General features: G+C 71.8%; 21 protein-coding genes. 12 read left to right on the top strand and 9 right to left on the bottom strand.

Features of this window, described 5'->3' with window-relative positions; genetic code table 11:
• The first annotated feature begins 49 nt into the window (after window positions 1-49).
• Entirely contained in the window at window positions 50-1,744 is a 1,695-nt protein-coding gene (locus H8838_RS07705) for a phosphoenolpyruvate--protein phosphotransferase (RefSeq protein WP_185994959.1), read from the top strand.
• Window positions 1,745-1,751: 7 nt separating this feature from the next.
• Here H8838_RS07705 and H8838_RS07710 read toward each other — a convergent pair whose 3' ends face one another.
• Entirely contained in the window at window positions 1,752-2,810 is a 1,059-nt protein-coding gene (locus H8838_RS07710; RefSeq protein WP_181310555.1) for a zinc-dependent dehydrogenase, read from the bottom strand.
• Window positions 2,811-2,990: 180 nt separating this feature from the next.
• Between H8838_RS07710 and H8838_RS07715 the strand changes: the two genes are divergently transcribed.
• Complete coding sequence (locus H8838_RS07715; RefSeq protein WP_185994958.1) at window positions 2,991-4,997, top strand: PTS mannitol transporter subunit IICBA; 2,007 nt, start codon at window positions 2,991-2,993, stop codon at window positions 4,995-4,997.
• 27 nt (window positions 4,998-5,024) lie between these two features.
• On the opposite strand, the gene H8838_RS07720 is transcribed toward H8838_RS07715, so the two are convergent.
• A complete protein-coding gene (locus tag H8838_RS07720; RefSeq protein WP_185994957.1) occupies window positions 5,025-7,175 on the bottom strand; it encodes a molybdopterin-dependent oxidoreductase in 2,151 nt (716 codons plus the stop codon).
• A 166-nt stretch (window positions 7,176-7,341) separates the two neighbouring features.
• Between H8838_RS07720 and H8838_RS07725 the strand changes: the two genes are divergently transcribed.
• The 6 genes from H8838_RS07725 to H8838_RS07750 all read left to right on the top strand — a co-directional run bounded on the left by H8838_RS07725 (window position 7,342) and on the right by H8838_RS07750 (window position 13,529).
• Window positions 7,342-7,617, top strand: a complete 276-nt coding sequence (locus H8838_RS07725; RefSeq protein WP_181310558.1) for a DUF6458 family protein — start codon at window positions 7,342-7,344, stop codon at window positions 7,615-7,617.
• A 127-nt stretch (window positions 7,618-7,744) separates the two neighbouring features.
• Window positions 7,745-8,089, top strand: a complete 345-nt coding sequence (locus H8838_RS07730) for a PadR family transcriptional regulator (protein ID WP_181310559.1) — start codon at window positions 7,745-7,747, stop codon at window positions 8,087-8,089.
• Window positions 8,086-9,243 carry a hypothetical protein gene (locus tag H8838_RS07735; RefSeq protein WP_185994956.1) on the top strand — a complete coding sequence of 386 codons (1,158 nt, stop codon included), beginning with the start codon at window positions 8,086-8,088 and terminating at the stop codon, window positions 9,241-9,243. The genes H8838_RS07730 and H8838_RS07735 overlap by 4 nt, the downstream gene beginning before the upstream one ends.
• Window positions 9,244-9,369: 126 nt before the next feature.
• Window positions 9,370-9,645 carry a 30S ribosomal protein S15 gene (gene rpsO / locus H8838_RS07740; RefSeq protein WP_085871618.1) on the top strand — a complete coding sequence of 92 codons (276 nt, stop codon included), beginning with the start codon at window positions 9,370-9,372 and terminating at the stop codon, window positions 9,643-9,645.
• A gap of 267 nt (window positions 9,646-9,912) precedes the next feature.
• Window positions 9,913-12,141: a polyribonucleotide nucleotidyltransferase gene (locus H8838_RS07745; RefSeq protein ID WP_185994955.1), complete on the top strand. Its 2,229-nt coding sequence runs from the start codon at window positions 9,913-9,915 to the stop codon at window positions 12,139-12,141.
• The gene (locus tag H8838_RS07750) at window positions 12,138-13,529 is read left to right on the top strand and encodes a M16 family metallopeptidase (RefSeq protein ID WP_185994954.1); all 1,392 of its coding nucleotides are present in this window, start codon (window positions 12,138-12,140) and stop codon (window positions 13,527-13,529) included. The genes H8838_RS07745 and H8838_RS07750 overlap by 4 nt, the downstream gene beginning before the upstream one ends.
• A 33-nt stretch (window positions 13,530-13,562) precedes the next feature.
• Here H8838_RS07750 and H8838_RS07755 read toward each other — a convergent pair whose 3' ends face one another.
• The 3 genes from H8838_RS07755 to H8838_RS07765 are packed head-to-tail and all read right to left on the bottom strand — an operon-like array spanning window position 13,563 to window position 15,326.
• A complete protein-coding gene (locus H8838_RS07755) occupies window positions 13,563-14,123 on the bottom strand; it encodes a hypothetical protein (RefSeq protein ID WP_397181991.1) in 561 nt (186 codons plus the stop codon).
• Window positions 14,124-14,128: 5 nt separating this feature from the next.
• Complete coding sequence (locus H8838_RS07760; protein WP_181310564.1) at window positions 14,129-14,758, bottom strand: transposase; 630 nt, start codon at window positions 14,756-14,758, stop codon at window positions 14,129-14,131.
• Between the two features lie 52 nt (window positions 14,759-14,810).
• On the bottom strand, window positions 14,811-15,326 hold the full coding sequence (locus tag H8838_RS07765; RefSeq protein WP_181310565.1) for a class I SAM-dependent methyltransferase: 516 nt from the start codon (window positions 15,324-15,326) through the stop codon (window positions 14,811-14,813).
• A gap of 137 nt (window positions 15,327-15,463) precedes the next feature.
• On the opposite strand from H8838_RS07765, the gene dapB reads away from it, so the two are divergent.
• Window positions 15,464-16,231, top strand: coding sequence for a 4-hydroxy-tetrahydrodipicolinate reductase (gene dapB, locus H8838_RS07770; protein ID WP_224766452.1), 768 nt, complete (start codon window positions 15,464-15,466; stop codon window positions 16,229-16,231).
• 15 nt (window positions 16,232-16,246) lie between these two features.
• Here the strand turns inward: dapB and H8838_RS07775 are convergent, their stop codons facing one another.
• The 4 genes from H8838_RS07775 to H8838_RS07790 form a co-directional block, all read right to left on the bottom strand.
• Window positions 16,247-16,546, bottom strand: a complete 300-nt coding sequence (locus H8838_RS07775; RefSeq protein ID WP_185994951.1) for an AzlD domain-containing protein — start codon at window positions 16,544-16,546, stop codon at window positions 16,247-16,249.
• Window positions 16,543-17,274, bottom strand: a complete 732-nt coding sequence (locus H8838_RS07780; RefSeq protein ID WP_185994950.1) for an AzlC family ABC transporter permease — start codon at window positions 17,272-17,274, stop codon at window positions 16,543-16,545. Before H8838_RS07780 ends, H8838_RS07775 begins: the two co-directional genes overlap by 4 nt.
• Before the next feature lie 21 nt (window positions 17,275-17,295).
• Window positions 17,296-17,487: a hypothetical protein gene (locus tag H8838_RS07785; protein ID WP_185994949.1), complete on the bottom strand. Its 192-nt coding sequence runs from the start codon at window positions 17,485-17,487 to the stop codon at window positions 17,296-17,298.
• A gap of 138 nt (window positions 17,488-17,625) precedes the next feature.
• Window positions 17,626-18,171 (bottom strand): GNAT family N-acetyltransferase, encoded by a 546-nt coding sequence (locus tag H8838_RS07790; RefSeq protein WP_181310570.1) that lies wholly within the window; start codon window positions 18,169-18,171, stop codon window positions 17,626-17,628.
• Between the two features lie 104 nt (window positions 18,172-18,275).
• Here H8838_RS07790 and paaA point away from each other — a divergent pair, with 104 nt between their 5' ends.
• Genes paaA through paaC form a run of 3 tightly spaced genes read left to right on the top strand, consistent with a single transcriptional unit; the run spans window position 18,276 to window position 20,265 of the window.
• Window positions 18,276-19,217, top strand: a complete 942-nt coding sequence (paaA, locus tag H8838_RS07795; RefSeq protein ID WP_185994948.1) for a 1,2-phenylacetyl-CoA epoxidase subunit PaaA — start codon at window positions 18,276-18,278, stop codon at window positions 19,215-19,217.
• Window positions 19,214-19,501, top strand: coding sequence for a 1,2-phenylacetyl-CoA epoxidase subunit PaaB (paaB, locus tag H8838_RS07800; RefSeq protein WP_181310572.1), 288 nt, complete (start codon window positions 19,214-19,216; stop codon window positions 19,499-19,501). Before paaA ends, paaB begins: the two co-directional genes overlap by 4 nt.
• Entirely contained in the window at window positions 19,498-20,265 is a 768-nt protein-coding gene (gene paaC / locus H8838_RS07805; protein WP_185994947.1) for a 1,2-phenylacetyl-CoA epoxidase subunit PaaC, read from the top strand. The genes paaB and paaC overlap by 4 nt, the downstream gene beginning before the upstream one ends.
• The last annotated feature ends 10 nt before the right edge of the window (window positions 20,266-20,275 follow it).

Genomic DNA, 20,275 nt, shown 5'->3' on the forward strand with positions numbered 1-20,275 from the left:
ATAACCGTATGTGTTGAAAGTCAAGGAGCCTGTGGAATAGCGTGTGACCATGGTCACAGTCGAAGCACGTGCCACACGCATCCTCCAAGGGACACCGGTCGTGCCTGGCGTGGTGGCCGGACCCGTGCTGAGGGTGGTCGACGAGGTCTCCGAGGAAGCCGTCGCCCGGTACGGCGACGGAGGCCTCGCCGACGAGGACGCCGCGCTGGCGGCGTACGACGCCTCGGTGCTCGAGGTGGCCGACGGCTTCGCCCGCAAGGCGGCCGCGGCGCACGGGGCCGCGGCCGAGGTGCTCGCGGCCAGCGCCGGGCTGACCCGGGACAAGGGCCTGCGCGTCGCCGTCGCCAAGGCACTGGGCCAGGGCAGCGACGTGGTCACCGCGGTGCGTGCCGCCGTCGAGCAGTTCGTGTCGGTCTTCACCGGCATGGGCGGGCTGATGGCCGAACGAGCCACCGACCTCCGCGACATCGAACGGCGACTGGTCGCCCACCTGGTCGGCGAGCCGGAGCCGGGCGTCCCGACGCCCTCGGTCCCGTCGGTCCTGCTGGCTGCCGACCTCGCGCCGAGCGACACCGCCGGGCTCGATCCCGCACTCGTGCTGGCGATCGTCACCGAGCGCGGCGGCCCGACGAGCCACACCGCCATCATCGCCCGCCAGCTCGGCATCCCCTGCGTGGTCGGGTGCCGCGGCGCACTGGAGGTGGCGGCCGGGGCCTTCGTCGTGGTCGACGGGGAGGGCGGTCGGGTCGAGCTCGGGGTGGACGAGCAGGCGGCCGCCGACCGGGTCGAGGCGAGCCGGGTGGCCCGCGAGGCGCTGGCTGCGTGGCGCGGGCCGGCACAGACCGCCGACGGCACGCCGGTCAAGCTGCTCGCCAACGTGGCGGACGGGACCACGGCCGAGAGTGCGGCGGGGGAGCCGGTGCAGGGCGTCGGGCTGTTCAGGACCGAGCTGTGCTTCCTGGACCGGCGCGACGAGCCGGACGCCGAGGAGCAGGCGGCCATCTACGCCGAGGTGCTGCGCCCCTACGCCGACGGTCGGCACGTCGTCGTGCGCACCCTGGACGCAGGGTCGGACAAGCCGATCGCCTTCGCCACCCACGAGGGGGAGGAGAACCCGGCGCTCGGGGTGCGCGGGCTCCGGCTCTCCTTCGACAATCCCGGGCTGATGGATCACCAGCTCGACGGCATCCAGCTCGCCGCCGAGAGCACCGGGACGGAGACCTGGGTGATGGCGCCGATGGTCGCCACCGTCGCCGAGGCCGCCGACTTCGCCGCGAAGGTCCGACCTCGGGGCCTGAAGCCGGGGGTGATGGTCGAGATCCCGAGCGCGGCCCTGCTGGCCTACCGGATGCTGGAGGTCGTCGACTTCCTCTCCATCGGCACCAACGACCTGACCCAGTACGCGATGGCCGCGGACCGGATGGCCACCGACCTGGCGCACCTGACCGACCCGTGGCAGCCCGCGGTGCTGCAGCTGATCGCGATCACCGCCGAGGCCGGCCGCAACGCCCGCAAGCCGGTGGGCGTCTGCGGCGAGGCCGCCGCGGACCCGCTGCTGGCCGTCTGCCTGGTGGGCATGGGGGTCACCTCGCTCTCCATGGCGGCCCGGGCGGTGCGACCGGTGGGGGCGCAGCTGGCGCGGGTCCACATGGAGACCTGCGAGCACGCCGCCGAGGTCGCGCTGGCGGCCAGTGACCCGATGGCGGCCCGTCAGGCGGTCCGGGACCTGCTGGCGGAAGCCTGAGCGAGGCTCAGGGCTCGACGGTCACCTTGATCGCCTCGCCGTTCTCGACGATCTTGAACGCCTCGAGCACGTCGGTCAGGGGGAGGCGGCGGGTGATCAGGTCCTTCACCGGGACCTGGCCGGTGGAGATGTACTCGAGGGCTCGCTTGTTGTGCTCGGGCGCCGAGCCGTTGGCGCCGTGGATGTGCAGCTGCCGGTAGTGCACGAGGTTGGAGTCGCAGCTGATCACCGGGTTGCTCTTGGGCAGTCCGCCGAAGAAGGAGATCCGTCCGTTGCGGGCGGCCATGGCGATGGCCTGCTCCTGGGTGACGTTCGCGGCGGTGGCGGTGATCACCACGTCGGCTCCGCGGCCGCCGGTCAGCTCCATCACCCGCTCGACCACGTCGACCTGGGAGGCGTCGATGACCTCGTCCGGGGCGACCGCCTCGGCCGACATCCGCAGCCGCTCGGCGTTCACGTCGACCAGGTAGACCGGGCCCACCTTGTGCACGCCGCGAGCGATCCGGATGTGCATGCAGCCGATCGGGCCGGCACCGAAGACGACGACGGTGTCCCCCTCCTCGATCCCCATCAGCTCCTGGGCGTTGATCGCGCAGGCGAACGGCTCGGCGGCCGAGGCCTCGTCGAAGTCGACGTTCTCGGGGATCCGGTTGAGCCCGTCCACCTTGAGCACCTGCTCGGGCACGATCATGTACTCCGCGAAGCCTCCGTCGTACTGGTAGCCGACCGAGGTCTGGTTCTGGCAGACCGCCATCCATCCCTTCCGGCACTCGTGGCACTCCCCGCAGGGCACCGCGGCGATGACCTGCACCCGGTCGCCCGCCTGCCAGGAGCTGCCGTAGGTCGCGTTGACCTCGGAGCCCACCTCGACGACCTCGCCGGCCACCTCGTGACCGGTGGTCCGCGGCGGGGTCAGGTTCTGGTGGCCGTTGTGGAGGATCTTCACGTCGGTGCCGCAGGTGGAGCAGTTGCGCACCCGGATCTTGACCTGGGCAGGCCCGCACACGGGCTCGGGCACCTCCTCGAGACGGACGTCCTCGGGGGCGTAGAACCGCAGTGCCTTCATCGCTGTGTTCCTCCTGCTGGGGTGGTCGGGTTTCGTCACGCTAGTCCCCCAAAGCGGGGAATGCCACACCAACGGGCGCAAATACCTGCCCGAATGCTTGGCAATAGGCCCGAGTCTGCGGTATTACTGATCCAAGATGTGACTCAGGTCACCATGCCCACGTCATCGTCGGAGGATCAGATGGCCACGACCACCACTACGCCGGGCACAGGTGCCCGGGTGCAGGTGCAGAAGTTCGGCACCTTCCTGTCCAACATGGTGATGCCGAACATCGGCGCCTTCATCGCGTGGGGACTGATCACTGCGCTCTTCATCGACGTCGGCTGGCTCACCAAGGCGGGCCTCGGCACCTCGAACGACAGCTGGGTGGCCGAGATCGGCGGGTGGGGCGACTACGCGGGCGGCGGGATCGTCGGGCCGATGATCACCTACCTGCTGCCGGTCCTCGTCGGCTACACCGGCGGCCGCATGGTCTACGACACCCGCGGCGGCGTGGTGGGTGCCATCGCCACGATGGGCGTGATCACCGGCACCGACATCCCGATGTTCATGGGCGCGATGATCATGGGCCCGCTGGGCGCCTGGAGCATGAAGCGGATCGACGCCCTCTGGGACGGCAGGATCCGGCCCGGGTTCGAGATGCTGGTCAACAACTTCGCCGCCGGTATCTGGGGCGGAGTGCTGGCCACCTTCGGGTTCTTCGTGATGAGTCCGATCGTCACCTGGATCAGCGATCAGCTCGGCAAGGGCGTCGACTTCCTGGTCGAGAACGACCTGCTGCCGCTCACCTCGGTGATCATCGAGCCGGCCAAGGTGCTGTTCCTCAACAACGCGATCAACCACGGGGTGCTCACCCCTCTGGGCACCGCCGAGGCCGTCGAGACGGGCAAGTCGGTCCTCTTCCTGCTCGAGGCCAACCCCGGCCCCGGTCTCGGCCTGCTGCTGGCCTACTCGGTCTTCGGACGGGGGATGGCGAAGGCGTCGGCGCCCGGCGCGGCGATCATCCAGTTCTTCGGCGGCATCCACGAGATCTACTTCCCGTACGTGCTGATGAAGCCGAAGCTGATCCTGGCGATGATCGCCGGTGGCATGACCGGCGTCTTCATCAACGTCCTGTTCGACGTGGGCCTGCGTGCCCCGGCCGCTCCCGGATCGATCTTCGCGGTGTACGCCGTGGCCGCGAGTGGCAGCTACCTGGGCGTCACGCTCTCGGTGGTCGGCGCCGCGACCATGACGTTCCTGGTCGCCGCGCTGCTGCTGAAGACCGACCGTGCCGCCGCCGAGGACGACCTGGTCGCCGCGACGGCCAGCATGGAGTCGATGAAGGGCAGACAGTCGATCGCCTCCTCGGTGCTGACCGGCGATGCCGCGGGCCGGATCCGATCGATCGTCTTCGCCTGCGACGCCGGGATGGGCTCCTCGGCGATGGGTGCCTCGGTGCTGCGCCGCAAGATCCATGGCGCCGGCTTCACCGACGTGACCGTGGTGAACCAGGCGATCGCCAACCTGACCGACGAGCCGGACCTCGTTGTCACCCACCAGGACCTCACCGAGCGTGCGGTCCAGAAGTCACCGAGCGCCATCCACGTCTCCGTCGACAGCTTCATGGCGAGTCCGCGCTACGACGAGATCGTCGAGCTGGTCGCCCGGGGCAACGGTGCCGGGTCCGCCGCTGCCGGTGCTGATTCCGGTGCTGATTCCGGTGCTGATTCCGGTGCTGGTGCCGGGTCGGGCGGGGCGCCGGAGCCGGCGGGTGGTCTGGTCCTCTCCGAGGACGCGATCGTGCTCAGCGGCAGGGCCTCCACCCGGGACGAGGCGATCACCGAGGCCGGCGAGCTCCTGGTGGAGGTCGGCGCGGTGGAGCCGTCGTACGTCGAGTCGATGCACGAGCGGGAGGAGTCGGTCTCCACCCACATGGGCAACGGACTGGCCATCCCGCACGGCACCAACGAGGCCAAGGCCGCGATCCGGCGCACCGCGATCTCGTTCGTCCGCTACCCCGAGGGCGTGGACTGGAACGGGAAGCGGGCGGAGTTCGTGGTCGCCATCGCCGGAGCCGGGGACGACCACCTGGCGCTGCTCTCACGGATCGCGGAGATCTTCGTCGACGCCGCGCAGGTGGAGCGGCTCCGGGCCGCAGCCTCGCCCGCGGAGGTGCTGGACGTGCTGGAGGGCGTCGCCGCCTGAGCCGCACAGCCGGGTACCGAGCCCGGCTCAGGGGCAGGTCACCGTGACCGGTACCCCGCTCAGGGCGGCGTTGCCCGAGACGTCGAGCAGCAGCGGGTCGGTGAGGTCGTTGACCGAGACTCCCGGGACCTGGGCGGCGGTGGACATCGCGGTGCCGGGCCGGCCGTGGCCGTAGCCGTGGGGGAGGGAGACCACGCCCGGCATCATGTCGGTCGAGGCGCTGACCTCGACCACCACCTCGCCGACCCGGGAGGTCACCCGCACCAGCGACTGGTCGGTCAGCCCGCGGCTCGCCAGGTCGTCTGGGTGCATGAGGAGGTGGTGCCGGGCTCGTCCCTTGGTCAGCCGAGGGGCGTTGTGCATCCACGAGTTGTTGTCGCGCTGGTGACGCCGTCCGATCAGGAGCAGCGTGCCGGGCTCGGGAGCCCTCGCGGACCCCAGGCGGTCCAGGTCCGCCAGCACCAGCTCGGGCGCCGCCTGCACCAGACCGTCGCCGGTCCGGAGCCGACCCGGCAGCTGATCGGGCTGCAGCGGACCCAGGTCCACCCCCGAGGGCGCCCGGCGCAGCGCACGCAGGGTCACTCCTGTCCTGCTCGTGCGCAGCAGCATCGAGACCACCCGAGCCGGTGAGGTGCGCATCCGGGCCCAGCGGACCGCACGGCGCCGCCACGGCAGCCGACGCGGCGAGCGCGCGGCCAGGCGGCGGACGAGGCCGGCGTAGATCTGCCAGTCGTGGCGCTGGTCGGAGGACTTGCGGAAGACGGCGGGGGAGAAGCGGGCGGTGTTGCGCACGGCGAGGGCGTGGAAGACCAGGTCGTAGTGGTCCCGCTCGAGGTGGGAGGTCGGGGGCAGGATCACGTCCGCGTGCCGGGTCGTCTCGTTGACGTAGAAGTCGATGGCGGCCATGAAGTCCAGGCTCGGCAGCACCCGGTCCAGCCCTGCGCCGTCCGGCGTGGAGAGCACCGGGTTGCCGCTCATGGTGAGCAGTGCGCGCACCTGCCCCTCGCCCGGGGTCTCGATCTCCTCGCGCAACGCGGCCACGGGCAGCTCGCCGGCCGTCTCGGGCAGCCCACGGACGCGGCTGTGCCACACCCCGCGGTGGCCGGGACCGATCAGGCCGCGCCCCACCACGTCGATCGCGGGACTGGTCAGCATCGTCCCGCCGACCCGGTCCAGGTTGCCGGTGAGCAGGTTGAGCAGCTGGATCGCCCACTGCGCCAGGGTGCCGAACTCCGTGGTGGAGACGCCGATCCGGCCGTGCACCGCGGCCCGCTCGGCGCCGGCGAGCTCGCGCACCAGCGCGCGGATGGTCTCGGCGGGCACGCCGCTGGCCGCCTCGGCCGCCTCCGGCGTCCGGTCCGCCACCGCCGCGCGCACCTTGTCCAGCCCGGCGACGTACGGCGGCGGCGTGGCCAGGTCCTCGGCGAGCAGGACGTGCACCATGGCCAGCAGCACGTGCACGTCGGTGCCGGGGCGGACGAAGAGGTGCTGGTCGGCCACCTTCGCGGTCTCGGTGCGACGCGGGTCGAGGACGACGAGCCGCCCGCCGCGCCCCTGCAGCTCGCGGAGCCTGGCCGGGAAGTCGGGGACGGTCATCAGCGACCCGTTCGAGGCCATCGGGTTGTAGCCGAAGGCCAGGAGGAGGTCGGTGCGGTCGAGGTCGGGCACCGGGAGCAGCAGCTGGTGGCCGTACATCAGGGAGGCCACCAGCTGGGCGGGCAGCTGGTCGACCGAGGTGGCGCTGAACCGGTTGCGGGTGGGCAGCGCCTTGGCCAGCTCGGTGCCGTGGGTCATCGAGCCCAGGCTGTGCACGTTGGGGTTGCCGAGATAGACCGCGAGCGAGTCCCGTCCGTGCCGCTCGACGGTCTCCGCCAGCCGGTCGGCGACCAGGTCGAGCGCCTCGTCCCAGCCCAGCTCCTCCCACTGCGGGTCGTCCGCCGGCCCGCGACGGCGCACCGGCCGCCGGAGCCGCTCGGGGTCGGTGAGCACGTCGGCGATGGCGACGCCCTTGGGGCAGACGTGACCCCGGGAGAGCGGGTCGGCGGGGTCGCCGCGCACGCCCGTCACCGCGCCGTCGGCGATGGTCAGCCGGAGGCCGCAGATCGCCTCGCAGAGATTGCAGGAGACGTGGTGGATCCCGTCCCGGGGCTGGGTCGCGGAACGGGAGGGGAGCAGCATCCGGGCATCGTGACACCCCGGGGTCGGCGGGGACATGGGCGCCGCGCACAGAACCGGGCACAGGACCGGACGCAGGACCTGGTCCGGCGCCGGGGTGCATGGTCGCCACGGGGGAGGGGTACGCGGCCCCCGTGAGGGCGCGGTTGCGTGCCCGGAGGACAACCAGATGGAGGACGTCATGGGCTACGGAGGCGCCGTCGGACTGATCGTGGTGGGACTGATTCTCTCCCTCGCGGTCAGCGAGGAGCAGGTAGGACCGGTCAACCTCGGCACGGTGGGGTGGATCCTCACCCTGGCGGGAGTGGGCCTGCTGATCCTGAGCCTGGTCCAGCAGAACACCCGGCGTCGCCAGTCGACGGTGGCCACCACCACCGACGCCCAGGGACGCCAGGCGACCACCCAGCGCACCGTGGAGGCGGACCCGCCGCCCCCGGCCGTCTGAGCCGACTGCTTGAGAGCCCGACGCTGAGCCCGGACCGTTCATCGGTCCGGGCTCAGACGTGTGTGTACGACACGCGGAGGTTCCAGCATTCTGCGCAGTAGTGCGCAATCCGCACTACTGTGCGGCCATGGATACCACCCAGCTCCTCAAGGGAGTGCTCGACCTGGCCGTGCTGGCCGTGGTCCACGACGAGGACGGCTACGGGTACGACGTCGTGCGGCGACTGCGCGCCGGTGGGCTCGAGGACGTGGGCGACGCCTCCGTCTACGGCACGCTGCGTCGTCTCTACGCCGCCGGTGCCCTCACCTCCTACGTCGTCCCCAGTGACGAGGGACCGCACCGCAAGTACTACGGGATCACGCCCGCCGGGCGTGACCAGCTGGCGCGCGAGCGCACCGACTGGCGGACCTTCGCCACCACCCTCGGCCGGATCCTGGACGGGTCCGCCCCGGCACACGGAGTGAGCGCATGAACACGACCAGGCTTCCGGCCCGCCCCGACGTGGCGCAGTTCGTCACCCAGGTGCGAGCCCTGCTCGCCGACCTCCCGCACGACGTCCAGCAGGACCTGACCGAGGGCCTGGAGTCCGACCTCAGCGACCAGCTCGCCGAGGGGCACGGGGGTGCCCTCGACGATCCTGGCGCGTATGCGCGAGAGCTGCGCACGGCCGCGGGCTTCGACCCGGAGATGCGTGTGGCCAGGTCGCCGCGCTCGCTGGCCCCGCGGGCCGAGCAGCTGCTCGACTCCGCGCAGGCCCGGTGGGTGGCGCTGGTCGATGGGCTCCCCGGCGACCCCTGGTCGTTCGCGGTCTCCCTGCGGCCGGTCTGGTGGGTGCTACGGGCCTGGGTGGCACTGCAGCTGGTCGATCTGGTCTGGGGGAGCGGGTCCTACAACCTCGGCCTCTCCCCGGTGCCCTCGTTGCTGGGCTGGGGCTGGCCGTTGCTCGCGGTCGCGGTGCTGGTGAGCGTTCAGATCGGCCGCGGGCGGTTGTGGCCGGGCCGCGCGGGGCTGCTCGGCCGCGTGGTCCTGCTGGGCCTGAACACGCTGGCCCTGGCCTGCGTCCCGATGACCGTGGACAGCGTGCTGACCCCGCACGACCTCGATACCTGGGGCTACGGGTGGGCCGAGGACGAGTACTCCCAGGGTTACCAGGACGCCGTCGCGGAACAGGGCCAGATCCACGACAGGGCGGGTCTGTACGCCAACGGTCGTTGGGTCTCCAACGTCTACCCGTATGACGCGCAGGGCGAGCCTCTGGTCGGGATCCAGCTCTTCGACCAGACAGGCCAGCCGATCTCGGTGATCAGCCAGACCGAGTGCGTCTACGACGAGGGCGGGACGCCCCAGGACAGCCTCCGGGTCTACTACCCCTGGAGCACGCCCATCGGCGCCGGTGACAACGTCTTCCCGGTCCCCAGCCGGATCCAGGACGACGGTCGGGCGCAGGCCGACCCGCGGGCCTTCCTGGGCCAGGACCGGCCCTCGGTCGGAGGATTCCCGATGGCCAGGGTGCCGGCGGCGCAGCTCCCCGGGCTCGAGGCCAGCCGCACCAGGACGCCGAAGGGCGCCTACGACCGGCGCGCGCTGCTCACCGGGCCGTTCAACCCGGTCGAGCGCGGCTGCTGAGTGCCGATTGGGTGCCCGGTGCCGGCCTTGGTAATCTGCTGCGGTTGCCGTGAAACGGCCGCGGACATGTAGTGCCCGGGTGAACAGGCCCCGGCGCGCCGCGCAACGAACCGAAGGGAGCCCCGCATGTCGATCGGAACTGACGCGGAGACCAAGAAGAAGATCATCGCCGAGTACGCCACGACCGAGGGCGACACCGGTTCGCCCGAGGTGCAGATCGCGCTGCTCTCGCACCGCATCGCGCACCTCACCGACCACCTCAAGACGCACAAGCACGACCACCACAGCCGTCGTGGTCTGCTGCTGCTCGTCGGCCAGCGTCGCCGGCTGCTCAACTACCTGCAGAAGACGGAGATCGCCCGTTACCGCTCGATCGTCGAGCGCCTCGGCCTCCGTCGCTGACGTGGGGGAGGGTCCACTCGTGTCGAGTGGGCCCTCTCGCCGTTTCTCGCTACATTTGAAGATGTAGCAACCCGTGGACGCCGTCCACGACACAACTGAACACCCACCACTCAGGAGCGACCCGCCGACAAGGCTCGGTCCTCGGTAGTGGCCCGCAGGAGGCGACCAGCCGGTCGCAGGCCTGCGGACCTCGATCGAAGACCGGCCCATGCCCCGCACGGGGCTGGTCGTCCGCGGGTGCGCTCCGCGAACAGAAGGGACCACTACGTGGAACCCACCATCTCCGCAGTCGAGACCGTTCTCGACAACGGCAAGTTCGGCAAGCGCACCGTCAAGTTCGAGACCGGCCTGCTGGCCCGTCAGGCCGCCGGCTCCGTCACGGCCTACCTCGACGACGAGACCATGCTGCTCTCGGCCACCACCGCGTCCAAGCAGCCCAAGGACCACTTCGACTTCTTCCCCCTGACGATCGACGTCGAGGAGCGGATGTACGCCGTGGGCCAGATCCCCGGCTCGTTCTTCCGCAGCGAGGGACGCCCCGGCGAGGACGCGATCCTCACCTGCCGCCTGATCGACCGCCCGCTGCGCCCGACCTTCAAGAAGGGTCTGCGCAACGAGGTCCAGGTCGTCATCACCGTGCTGTCGCTCGACCCCGACATGCCCTACGACGTGCTGGCGATCAACGCCGCCTCGATCTCCACCCAGCTCTCCGGCCTGCCGTTCTCCGGCCCGGTCGGTGGCGTGCGCGTGGCGCTGATCGACGGCCAGTGGGTGGCCTTCCCCAGCCACAGCCAGCTCGAGAACGCCGTCTTCGACATGGTCGTGGCCGGCCGGGTCACCGAGACCGGTGACGTCGCGATCATGATGGTCGAGGCCGAGGCGACCGAGTCGGTCATCTCGCTGGTCTCCGGTGGCGCCCAGGCGCCGACCGAGGAGGTCGTGGCCGAGGGCCTCGACGCCGCGAAGCCCTTCATCAAGCAGCTGTGCGAGGCCCAGGCCGAGCTGGCCAAGGCCGCCGCCAAGCCGGTCCAGGACTTCCCGGTCTTCCTCGACTACGAGGACGACGTCTACGCCGCCGTCGAGGCCGCGGTCAAGGACGAGACCGCCGCCGCGCTGGTGATCCCGGGCAAGCAGGAGCGCGAGGAGCGGCTCGACGCCGTCAAGGCCTCCCTGCTCGAGAAGATCGCCGGCGACTTCGAGGGTCGCGAGAAGGAGATCGGCGCAGCCTTCCGCTCGCTGAGCAAGTCGCTCATGCGCGAGCGCGTGCTGCGCGACAAGGTGCGCATGGACGGACGCGGCCTGGCCGACATCCGCCCGCTGCACGCCGAGGTCGGCCTGATCCCCCGGGTGCACGGCTCCTCGCTCTTCGAGCGCGGCGAGACCCAGATCATGGGTGTCACCACGCTGGACATGCTCAAGATGGAGCAGCAGCTCGACACGCTCTCCCCGGAGAAGCACCGTCGCTACATGCACAAGTACGTCTTCCCGCCGTTCTCCACCGGTGAGACCGGTCGGGTCGGCTCGCCCAAGCGGCGCGAGGTCGGCCACGGTGCGCTCGCGCGCCGTGCCCTCCTGCCGGTGCTGCCCACCCGCGAGGAGTTCCCCTACGCGATCCGGCAGCTCTCCGAGGCGATGGGCTCCAACGGCTCCACCTCGATGGGCTCGGTCTGCGCCTCGACCCTGTCGCTGCTGCAGGCCGGTGTGCCGCTGAAGGCGTCCGTCGCGGGCATCGCGATGGGTCTCATCTCCGGTGAGGTCGACGGCAAGACGGAGTACGTCGCGCTGACCGACATCCTCGGTGCCGAGGACGCCATGGGCGACATGGACTTCAAGGTCGCCGGCACGCGGGAGTTCGTCACCGCGCTCCAGCTCGACACCAAGCTCGACGGCATCCCCGCCGAGGTCCTCGGGTCGGCGCTCAAGCAGGCGCGCGATGCCCGCCACGCGATCCTCGACGTGATGGCCGAGGCCATCGACGCTCCGGAGGAGATGTCGGTGCACGCGCCGCGCATCATCACCGTCCGCGTCCCGGTCGACAAGATCGGCGAGGTCATCGGCCCGAAGGGCAAGGTCATCAACCAGATCCAGGACGACACGGGCGCGACCCTGTCGATCGAGGACGACGGGACCGTGTACATCGGGGCGACCAACGGCGAGGCGGCCGAGGCTGCCAAGGCCGCGGTCAACGCGATCGCGAACCCGACGATGCCCGAGGTCGGCGAGCGCTACCTGGGCACCGTGGTGAAGACGACCAACTTCGGTGCGTTCGTCTCGCTGATGCCCGGCAAGGACGGCCTGCTGCACATCAGCAAGCTGCGCGGCCTGGCCGGCGGCAAGCGGGTCGACAACGTCGACGACGTGGTCAGCGTGGGCCAGAAGGTCCAGGTCCAGATCGCCGAGATCGACGACCGCGGCAAGCTGTCGCTGATCCCCGTCGTCGAGGAGGGCGCCGAGAGCGGCTCCGAGACGGCAGGCGAGGACTCCGAGTCCGAGTGACCTCACCCAGCTCCACGACGACCGGCCAGCAGGTTTCTGCTGGCCGGTCGGTCGTTGGCCAGCACTCCACCACCTGGTCGCTGCCGGTTCAGCCGGTCGGCTCGACCCGCACGCTGCAGACCGTCAAGGACGCCGAGGGCCAGGTGACCTCCCGCGTGCGCCGTACGCTGCTCCCGGGCGGCCTGCGCGTGATCACCGAGCAGATGGCCGGCGTCCGGTCGGCGAGCATCGGCGTGTGGGTGGCGGTCGGCTCCCGGGACGAGTCCCCGGCGCTGCACGGCTGCTCGCACTTCCTCGAGCACCTGCTCTTCAAGGGCACCCGGGAGCGCTCCGCGATGGAGATCTCGGTGGCCCTGGACGAGGTCGGCGGGGAGTTCAACGCCTTCACCGCCAAGGAGTACACCTGCTTCCACGCCCGGGTCCTCGACGAGGACCTGCCGCTGGCCGTCGACGTGCTGGGCGACATGATCACCAACTCGCTGCTGAGCGCCGAGGACGTCGAGGCGGAGCGCGAGGTGATCCTCGACGAGATCGCGATGCACGACGACGACCCCGACGACGTGGTGCACAACCTCTTCGCCGAGCAGGCCTGGGGCGACTCGCCCCTGGGCCGGCCCATCGCGGGCACGGTCGAGTCGATCACGGCCCTGACCCGGGAGCAGATCGCCCGCTTCCACAGGCGCCACTACCGTCCGGCCACCATGGTCGTCTCGGTCGCCGGCAACGTCGACCACGCCTCGGTGGTCCGCCAGGTCCGGCGCGCGTTCGGGCGCAACAACTTCCTGGTCGGGGACGAGCCGCCGACCCGCCCCCGCACCGGCGCCAAGGCACGCCGGGTCCGGGCGGGCACGGCCTCCGCGCACCGGCAGCTGGAGCAGGTCAACCTGGTCCTGGGGATGCGCGGGCTGACCCGCAACGACCCCCGGCGCTACGTCCTGGGGATCCTCAACACCACCCTGGGCGGAGGGACGTCCTCGCGGCTCTTCCAGGAGGTGCGCGAACGCCGAGGGCTGGCCTACTCGGTCTACTCCTTCGGCAGCCACCACGACGACGCCGGTCTGGTCGGGGTCTCGGTCGGCTGCCTGCCGGCCAAGGTCGAAGAGGTCCTCGAGGTGGTGCGGGCCGAGCTGGCCCGGGTGGCCGCCGAGGGGATCACCGCCGAGGAGCTGGCCCGTGGCAAGGGCCAGCTGCGTGGTGGGCTGGTGCTGGGGCTCGAGGACAGCGGCGCGCGGATGTCCCGGCTGGGCAAGGCCGAGCTGGTCTACGGCGAGCTGCTGAGCATCGACGAGGTGCTGGCCCGGGTCGAGGCGGTCACCCTGGCGGAGGTCAGGGCGCTGGCCGCCGAGCTGTTCACCCAGCCCGAGGTGCTCGCGGTCGTCGGCCCCTGAGGGCCGGGCCTGAGCCCGGGCCCAGGCCCGGGGTCAGCCGATCAGCAGCAGGGCGGTGCCGGCGCAGCCGGCCGCCCAGAGCACGCTCACGAAGGTGCCGATCAGGAAGCGCTCCGCGATGCCGGTGCGTTCCTGGTTGCGCAGCTCGGGATAGCGACCGAGGCCCTTGAGGGCCAGGCTGATCGCGATCCCCTCGGGCCAGCCGGACACGACCGCGGAGAAGATCGCCGTGCGTTCGAGGACGCCGATCCAGGCGCCTCCGCGCAGCACCTCGGCGGCGCGGCGCATGGAGCCGGTGCGATCCGCGCCCGGTCCGTCGACCAGCCGGAAGACGGCGGTGGTCGCGGGACCGCCACCGCCCACCGCGAGCACGGCGCTCAGGGCGATCGCGAGCGTCTGGAGGCCCGTGGGCGACGAGGCGAAGGGCTCACGCAGCGCCGCGATCGTGCCCACGCCCAGCAGCAGCACGAGCTGTCCGCCGGCCAGCCAGGGACTGCCGCGGAGCCGCCAGCCGAGGCCGGCCACCAGGAGGGCTGCGACGAGGGCCAGGAGGGCGACGGAGCCGCTCGTGGTCACCGAGCTGATCAGGGGCACGGTCGTCATTCTGAACCCAGCCAGGCGCCGGCGAGGTACCCGACCAGCTCGCGGGCGCGTCGCGACTCCACCAGGCCGGCCGCGGCGGCGCGCTGGCTGACCGCCGACTGGGAGACGCCCAGGAGCCGCCCTGCGGCCTCGTAGGAGTTCCCCTCGTCCACCAGGTCGGCGACCTCCCAGCCCTTGGCGGTCCTGCGGCCCAGGACCGCGGCCCAGAGCCAGCAGGCGGACTCCAGGTGCCTGGCCAGCGGTGACTCGCCGACCACCCGCAGGGCCCACGGAGCGGTCCGGGTCGAGGAGACGGCCTCTCGGGCGGCCAGGAAGGCGGAGCCACGCGCCTCCCGGGTGTCGTCGGGGAGGGGGGTCTCCACGTCGCCGAGACCCAGGCCCACGTGCCAGCGCCCGTCGCGCAGCAGGATCTCCAGGGCGCGGGGGAGGGCAGCCGGATCCTCGAGCACCCCCTGGAACTCGTCGCCGGCCGTGCGCTGGAAGGGGAGGAGCACCGGCACCTCGCCCAGGAGTCGTAGGACCGGGCCGACGGCGTCGGGGTTCGTCCGGCTGTCCCGCTGGTCGACGGTCAGGACGAGCGCGCGTCGGCTGGCCCGGGGATCCTGGGCATCGGGGTCAGCACTCATGTCTCCCAGTATCAGGTAATAACCTGATGAACGGAAGACATCAGGTGATGATCTAACGTCGCCCGATGATGCCGATCACCGGCGGCGCCTTCTGCTCCACGATCGAGACCCGGAACCCACCGCCGGCCAGGGCCGCCGAGGTCTTCTCGACGATGTTGGGCACCAGCTCGGGGCGGTTGGCCTCGTAGAACAGGAAGACCGACCCGCCCGGGACGACCCGCTCGTGGAGCAGGGCGATCTCGTCCTCGCAGGGCCGCACCCAGAACAGGTTGACGTTGAACGCGAAGACCTTGGTCAGGCGCTTGACCGGGACGCGCAGCGTGGCGAGGTCGATCTGGCGCACGGTGAGGCGCCCGGACTCCACGTACTTGGCGTTGCGGCGCTTGGTCCGGTCGACGCCGGACTCGGAGCGGTCGATCGCGAACAGCTTGCCGGTCTCCAGGCGCGCGCAGATCAGCTCCGCCCCCGCGCCGGGACCGCACCCGATCTCCAGCACCTGGTCGTGCGGCTGGACGTCCATCAGGTCCACCGCCCACCGGATACGGGGCGGGATCGTCTGCAATGCCATGGGAACAGCCTGCCACCCCCGGCCGAGCGCGTCAGCCACCGCCACCCTCTCCCGGTCCCAGCCGGGGCTCCAGCCCGGTCAGCCACGCCTCGTCCCTCCCGTCCGGAGGAGCCCGCTCGACCGCTAGATTGGGCGTCGTGAGCGAGCAGCGAGAGTCCATCCCCGTCGGCGTCCTCGGGGCCAGGGGGAAGGTCGGCCGAGAGGTGTGCCGAGCGGTGACCGAGGCTCCGGACACCACCCTGGTGGCCGAGGTCGACGCCGGGGACCCGCTCCAGGGCCTGGTGGACGGCGGGGCCCGCGCGGTCGTCGACTTCACCCACCCCGACGTGGTGATGGAGAACCTGAGGTTCTGCATCGACCACGGGATCGACGCGGTCGTCGGCACCACCGGCTTCGACCAGGAGCGGCTCGACACGCTGCGCGACTGGCTGGGGGAGAGCCCGCGCTCAGGCGTGCTGGTGGCCCCCAACTTCTCCATCGGGGCCATCTTGATGATGCGGTTCGCCGCGCTGGCCGCGCCGTTCTTCGACTCGGTGGAGATCGTCGAGCTGCACCACCCGGACAAGGCGGACGCACCCTCGGGCACCGCACGTCGTACCGCTGAGCTGGTCGCCGCGGCCCGCGAGGCCGCTGGGTCGGCGCCGATGCCGGACGCCACCAGCCAGTCTCTCGAGGGCGCCCGGGGCGCGGTGGTGGCCGGGGTCCCGGTGCACGCGCTGAGGATCCGGGGCATGGTCGCCCACCAGGAGGTGGTCCTGGGTGAGCTGGGCGAGACCCTGACGATCCGCCACGACTCGATGGACCGCGCCTCCTTCACCCCGGGCGTGCTCGCCGGGCTGCGCGCGATCGGCGGCCGGCCTGGGCTCACCGTGGGGCTGGAGCACTTCCTCGACCTGCCTCGCTGAGGCCGGACGACGGGCTCAGGCGAGCCGGACCAGGGCGGCGACCACGGCCGCCCCGAAGACGACCACCAGGAAGGGCGCCCGCAGGAGCAGGGCCACCACCGCGAAGCCCAGACCCGCCACCCGGGCGTCCACCGTCAGCTCGCCGTCCTGGGCGAACACCTGCACCGCGACCAGGGCCGCCAGCAGGGCGACCGGGATCAGGTCGGCGGTGCGGGCGACCACCGGGTGCTCCAGCACGGCCGGCGGGAAGGAGAGGCCTCCGAGCTTAAGCAGGTAGCAGGCCAGGCAGCCGGCCATCAGCGCGGCCCACGTCATGACCGCTCCTCGTCCGGGATGGCCGGGGAGTCGCCCGGCGACGACGTGAGGGCGCCGACCAGGAGCGCCACGCCCGCGGCCGCCAGCACCGGGACGCCGGCCGGCGTCAGCGGGACCATGCCCAGGGCGACCGCGGCGGCCAGCACTGCCACCACGCGGTTGCGGGTGTTGTCGAGCCGGGGCCACAGCAGCGCCAGGAAGGCTGCCCCGACCGCCGCGTCGAGGCCGTAGGTCCGGGGGTCGCCCAGGGCGTTGCCGGCCACGGCTCCGACCAGGGTCGCCAGGTTCCACAGCACGAAGATGCCCACGCCGGTGGCCCAGAACCCGGTCCGGGCGGCCGCGCGGGAGCCGCGCGTGACCGACATCGCCGTGGACTCGTCGATCAGCACGTGGGCGCCGAGCAGACGGCGCCAGCCACGCAACCCCAGCAGGGGTGCCAGACGCAGGCCGTACAGCGTGTTCCGGGTGCCGAGCAGGGCGGCGGTCGCGGCGCCGGACCAGGCGCTGCCGCCGCCGGCCAGCACCCCGACCATGGCGAACTGGGAGGCGCCGGTGAACATCAGGGCCGACAGGGCGCAGGTCTGCAGCACGCTCAGTCCGCTGGCGACCGAGATCGCCCCGAACGAGACGCCGTAGAGGCCGGTGGCGAGGGAAACGCCGAGCGAGTCCCGGAGGATCTGCGACCGCTCGGCGGCAGCGAGCCCGTCGGGGGTGTCAGGGTCGAGCACCCGCTGAGGGTAGTCCCGGGATCAGGTGCGGGGGCCGCCGAGGTGGGGTCCTCCGCGTCCGTGGGAGTCGTGCACCACCAGCCACGAGACGAGACCCCCGGTCAGAATGCCGAACGTGGTGCCGCTGAGCACCATCACCGGGATCGAGGCCTCGAGCCCCATCCACAGACCGAGGCCGACGAAGACGGCGAGCACGGCGGCGACGACCACCATGCGGTGGAGGAGTGGAAGTGGCCCCAGCACGTCGACCTCCTGCTGCCGTCCCAGCGTCGTTGCCGGGAGTCATCCCATGGTGGCCCGTCGGCGTGACAAGTCAAGAGGTCCCGGCCGCGGAGCGTCGGAAGTCGATCCTCAGACCAGCGCGGTGTGCAGCCGCACCTGCTTGAGCCGGTGCTTCCCGGTGCCGTCGAGGTCGAGCTCGCGGTGCGCGCCGTCGGGGGCCCAGCCTGCCTCGGTGAGGAAGGTGCGCAGCGCGTCGTTGCCGGCCTCCACCCAGGTGACGGCCCGGGTGAAGTGGTCGGCCACCAGGGTGTCCACGCACGCCTGGAGCAGGCGGGAGCCGTGCCCCCGGCGACGCTCGGCGGGGTCCAGGGTGAGCTCGGAGAGCTCGCCGTCGCGCACCGGGTCGCAGTCCGGGTCGGCGGCGGGGGAGGTGAGGGCGAAGCCGACGACCCGGTTGCGCTCGAGCGCCACCAGCACCCGGTTGCGCGCGTCGCTGGGGCGGGCCAACGACTCCCGCCAGACCGGGGTCAGTGCGTCCGGGTCCTGGGGCAGCGCCTCGGCGGGGACCAGGTCGGCGTACAGCTCGGGCCAGGCGCGGACCTGCAGCGCGGCGATCGCGGGGGCGTCGTCGGCCCAGGCCACGCGGACCGAGACGTCGGCGGAGGGGGTGCTCATGAGGCCCATCCTGCCGTGCGCCCGCAGAGGCCTACCCTTCCGGGCGGCGTTACAACCAGTTGCAGCCTCTACTGTGGAGTGTCACAAAGTGTTACCGTCGTCACATGACGGCGACCGTGGCGGAGGGCGAGTTCGAGCAGCTGCTCGGCTCCGAGGGGCGGATCGAGCCCCGAGACCCGATGCCCGAGGACTACCGCCGCACCCTGGTGCGGCAGATCTCCCAGCACGCGCACTCCGAGATCATCGGCATGCAGCCCGAGGGCGGCTGGATCGACCGGGCGCCCAGCCTGCGGCGCAAGGCCATCCTGATGGCCAAGGTGCAGGACGAGGCGGGGCACGGCCTCTACCTCTACGCCGCCGCCGAGACCCTCGGCGTGGAGCGGGCGGACCTGGTTGACGCCCTGCACGCGGGACGGCAGAAGTACTCCTCGATCTTCAACTACCCCGCGCTCACCTGGGCCGACGTCGGAGCCATCGGCTGGCTCGTGGACGGGGCCGCGATCGTCAACCAGGTGCCGCTGTGCCGCTGCTCCTACGGGCCGTACGCCCGAGCGATGGTGCGCATCTGCAAGGAGGAGTCGTTCCACCAGCGCCAGGGGTTCGAGATCCTTCGCACGCTCTCCTCCGGCACTCCCGCCCAGCACGCGATGGCCCAGGACGCGGTCGACCGGTACTGGTGGCCCAGCCTGATGATGTTCGGCCCGCCGGACGCGGACTCCGAGCACGGGGCGAGGTCGATGGCGTGGGGGATCAAGCGCTTCGGCAACGACGAGCTGCGCCAGCGGTTCATCGACCAGGCCGTCCCGCAGGCCGAGGCGCTGGGTCTGACGCTGCCGGACCCGGAGCTGCGCTGGAACGCGGAGCGCGGCCACCACGACCACGGCCCCATCGACTTCAGCGAGCTGGCCGAGGTCGTCGCGGGTCGCGGACCGTGCAACCAGCAGCGCTTGGCCCACAAGGTGCGGGCCCACGAGGAGGGGGCCTGGGTGCGTGAGGCGGCCGCGGCTTACGCCGCCAAGCGGGCTGCCCGGGAGCCGGTCCGATGACCGCACGCTCCGACCCGTTGTGGGAGGTCTTCGTCCGCCCCCGTCGAGGTCTCGCGCACGCCCACGTGGGCTCGCTGCACGCCCCGGACGCGGAGCTGGCGCTGCGGCACGCCCGCGACGTCTTCACCCGGCGGCAGGAAGGGGTCTCCCTGTGGGTGGTCCCCTCCGCGCAGATCACCGCCAGCCTGCCGTCGGAGCGCGACGCGTTCTTCGACCCGGCGGCCGACAAGATCTACCGGCACCCCACGTTCTACGACGTGCCCGACGGGGTGGAGCACCTGTGAGCGCCCCGTCGCGGACCACCGGCGTCGTCGATCTGCTGCTCGCGCTCGGCGACGACGCGCTGGTGGCGAGCCAGCGGCTGGGCTGGTGGATCAGCCGGGCGCCGGAGCTGGAGGAGGACCTGGCCCTGGCCAACATCGCGCTCGACCTGCTCGGCCAGGCGCGGGCCCTGCTGAGCCGGGCCGGGGAGCTGGAGGGGCGTGGCCGCGACGAGGACGACCTGGCCTACTGGCGCGACGCCCGGGAGCTGCGCAACGTCTGCCTGGTCGAGCGGGACCAGCGTGACTTCGGCGTCACCGTGGTCCGACTCCTGGTGCTCAGCACCTGGCAGCGTCACCTCTACGAGGCGCTGTGCGCGAGCACGGAGCCGGTGCTCGCGGGCGTGGCGGCCAAGGCCGTCAAGGAGGTCGCCTACCACCAGGACCACGCGCGGCTGTGGGTGCTCCGGCTCGGGGACGGCACCGAGCACTCGCACGAGCGGGTCCAGCGCGCGCTGGCGCAGGAGTGGCCGTGGGTCGAGGAGCTCTTCGACTCCTCCTGGCTCGATCCCCAGGTGGTGGCCTCGGGCGTCGCGCCGGATCCCGCCACCCTGCGGGCACCGGTCCTCGCCGGGCTCACGACCGTGCTCGAGGAGGCGACCCTGGAGCTGCCCGACGGCCCCGCGACGCTCGCCCGCGGTCGTTCGGGGCTACACACCGAGGAGCTCGGTCCGCTGCTGGCCCAGATGCAGCACCTGGCCCGGTCCCACCCGGGGGCGTCGTGGTGACCCCGGGAGA

This window comes from Nocardioides campestrisoli (assembly GCF_013624435.2).
In the GTDB taxonomy this organism is placed as follows: Bacteria; Actinomycetota; Actinomycetes; order Propionibacteriales; family Nocardioidaceae; genus Nocardioides; species Nocardioides campestrisoli.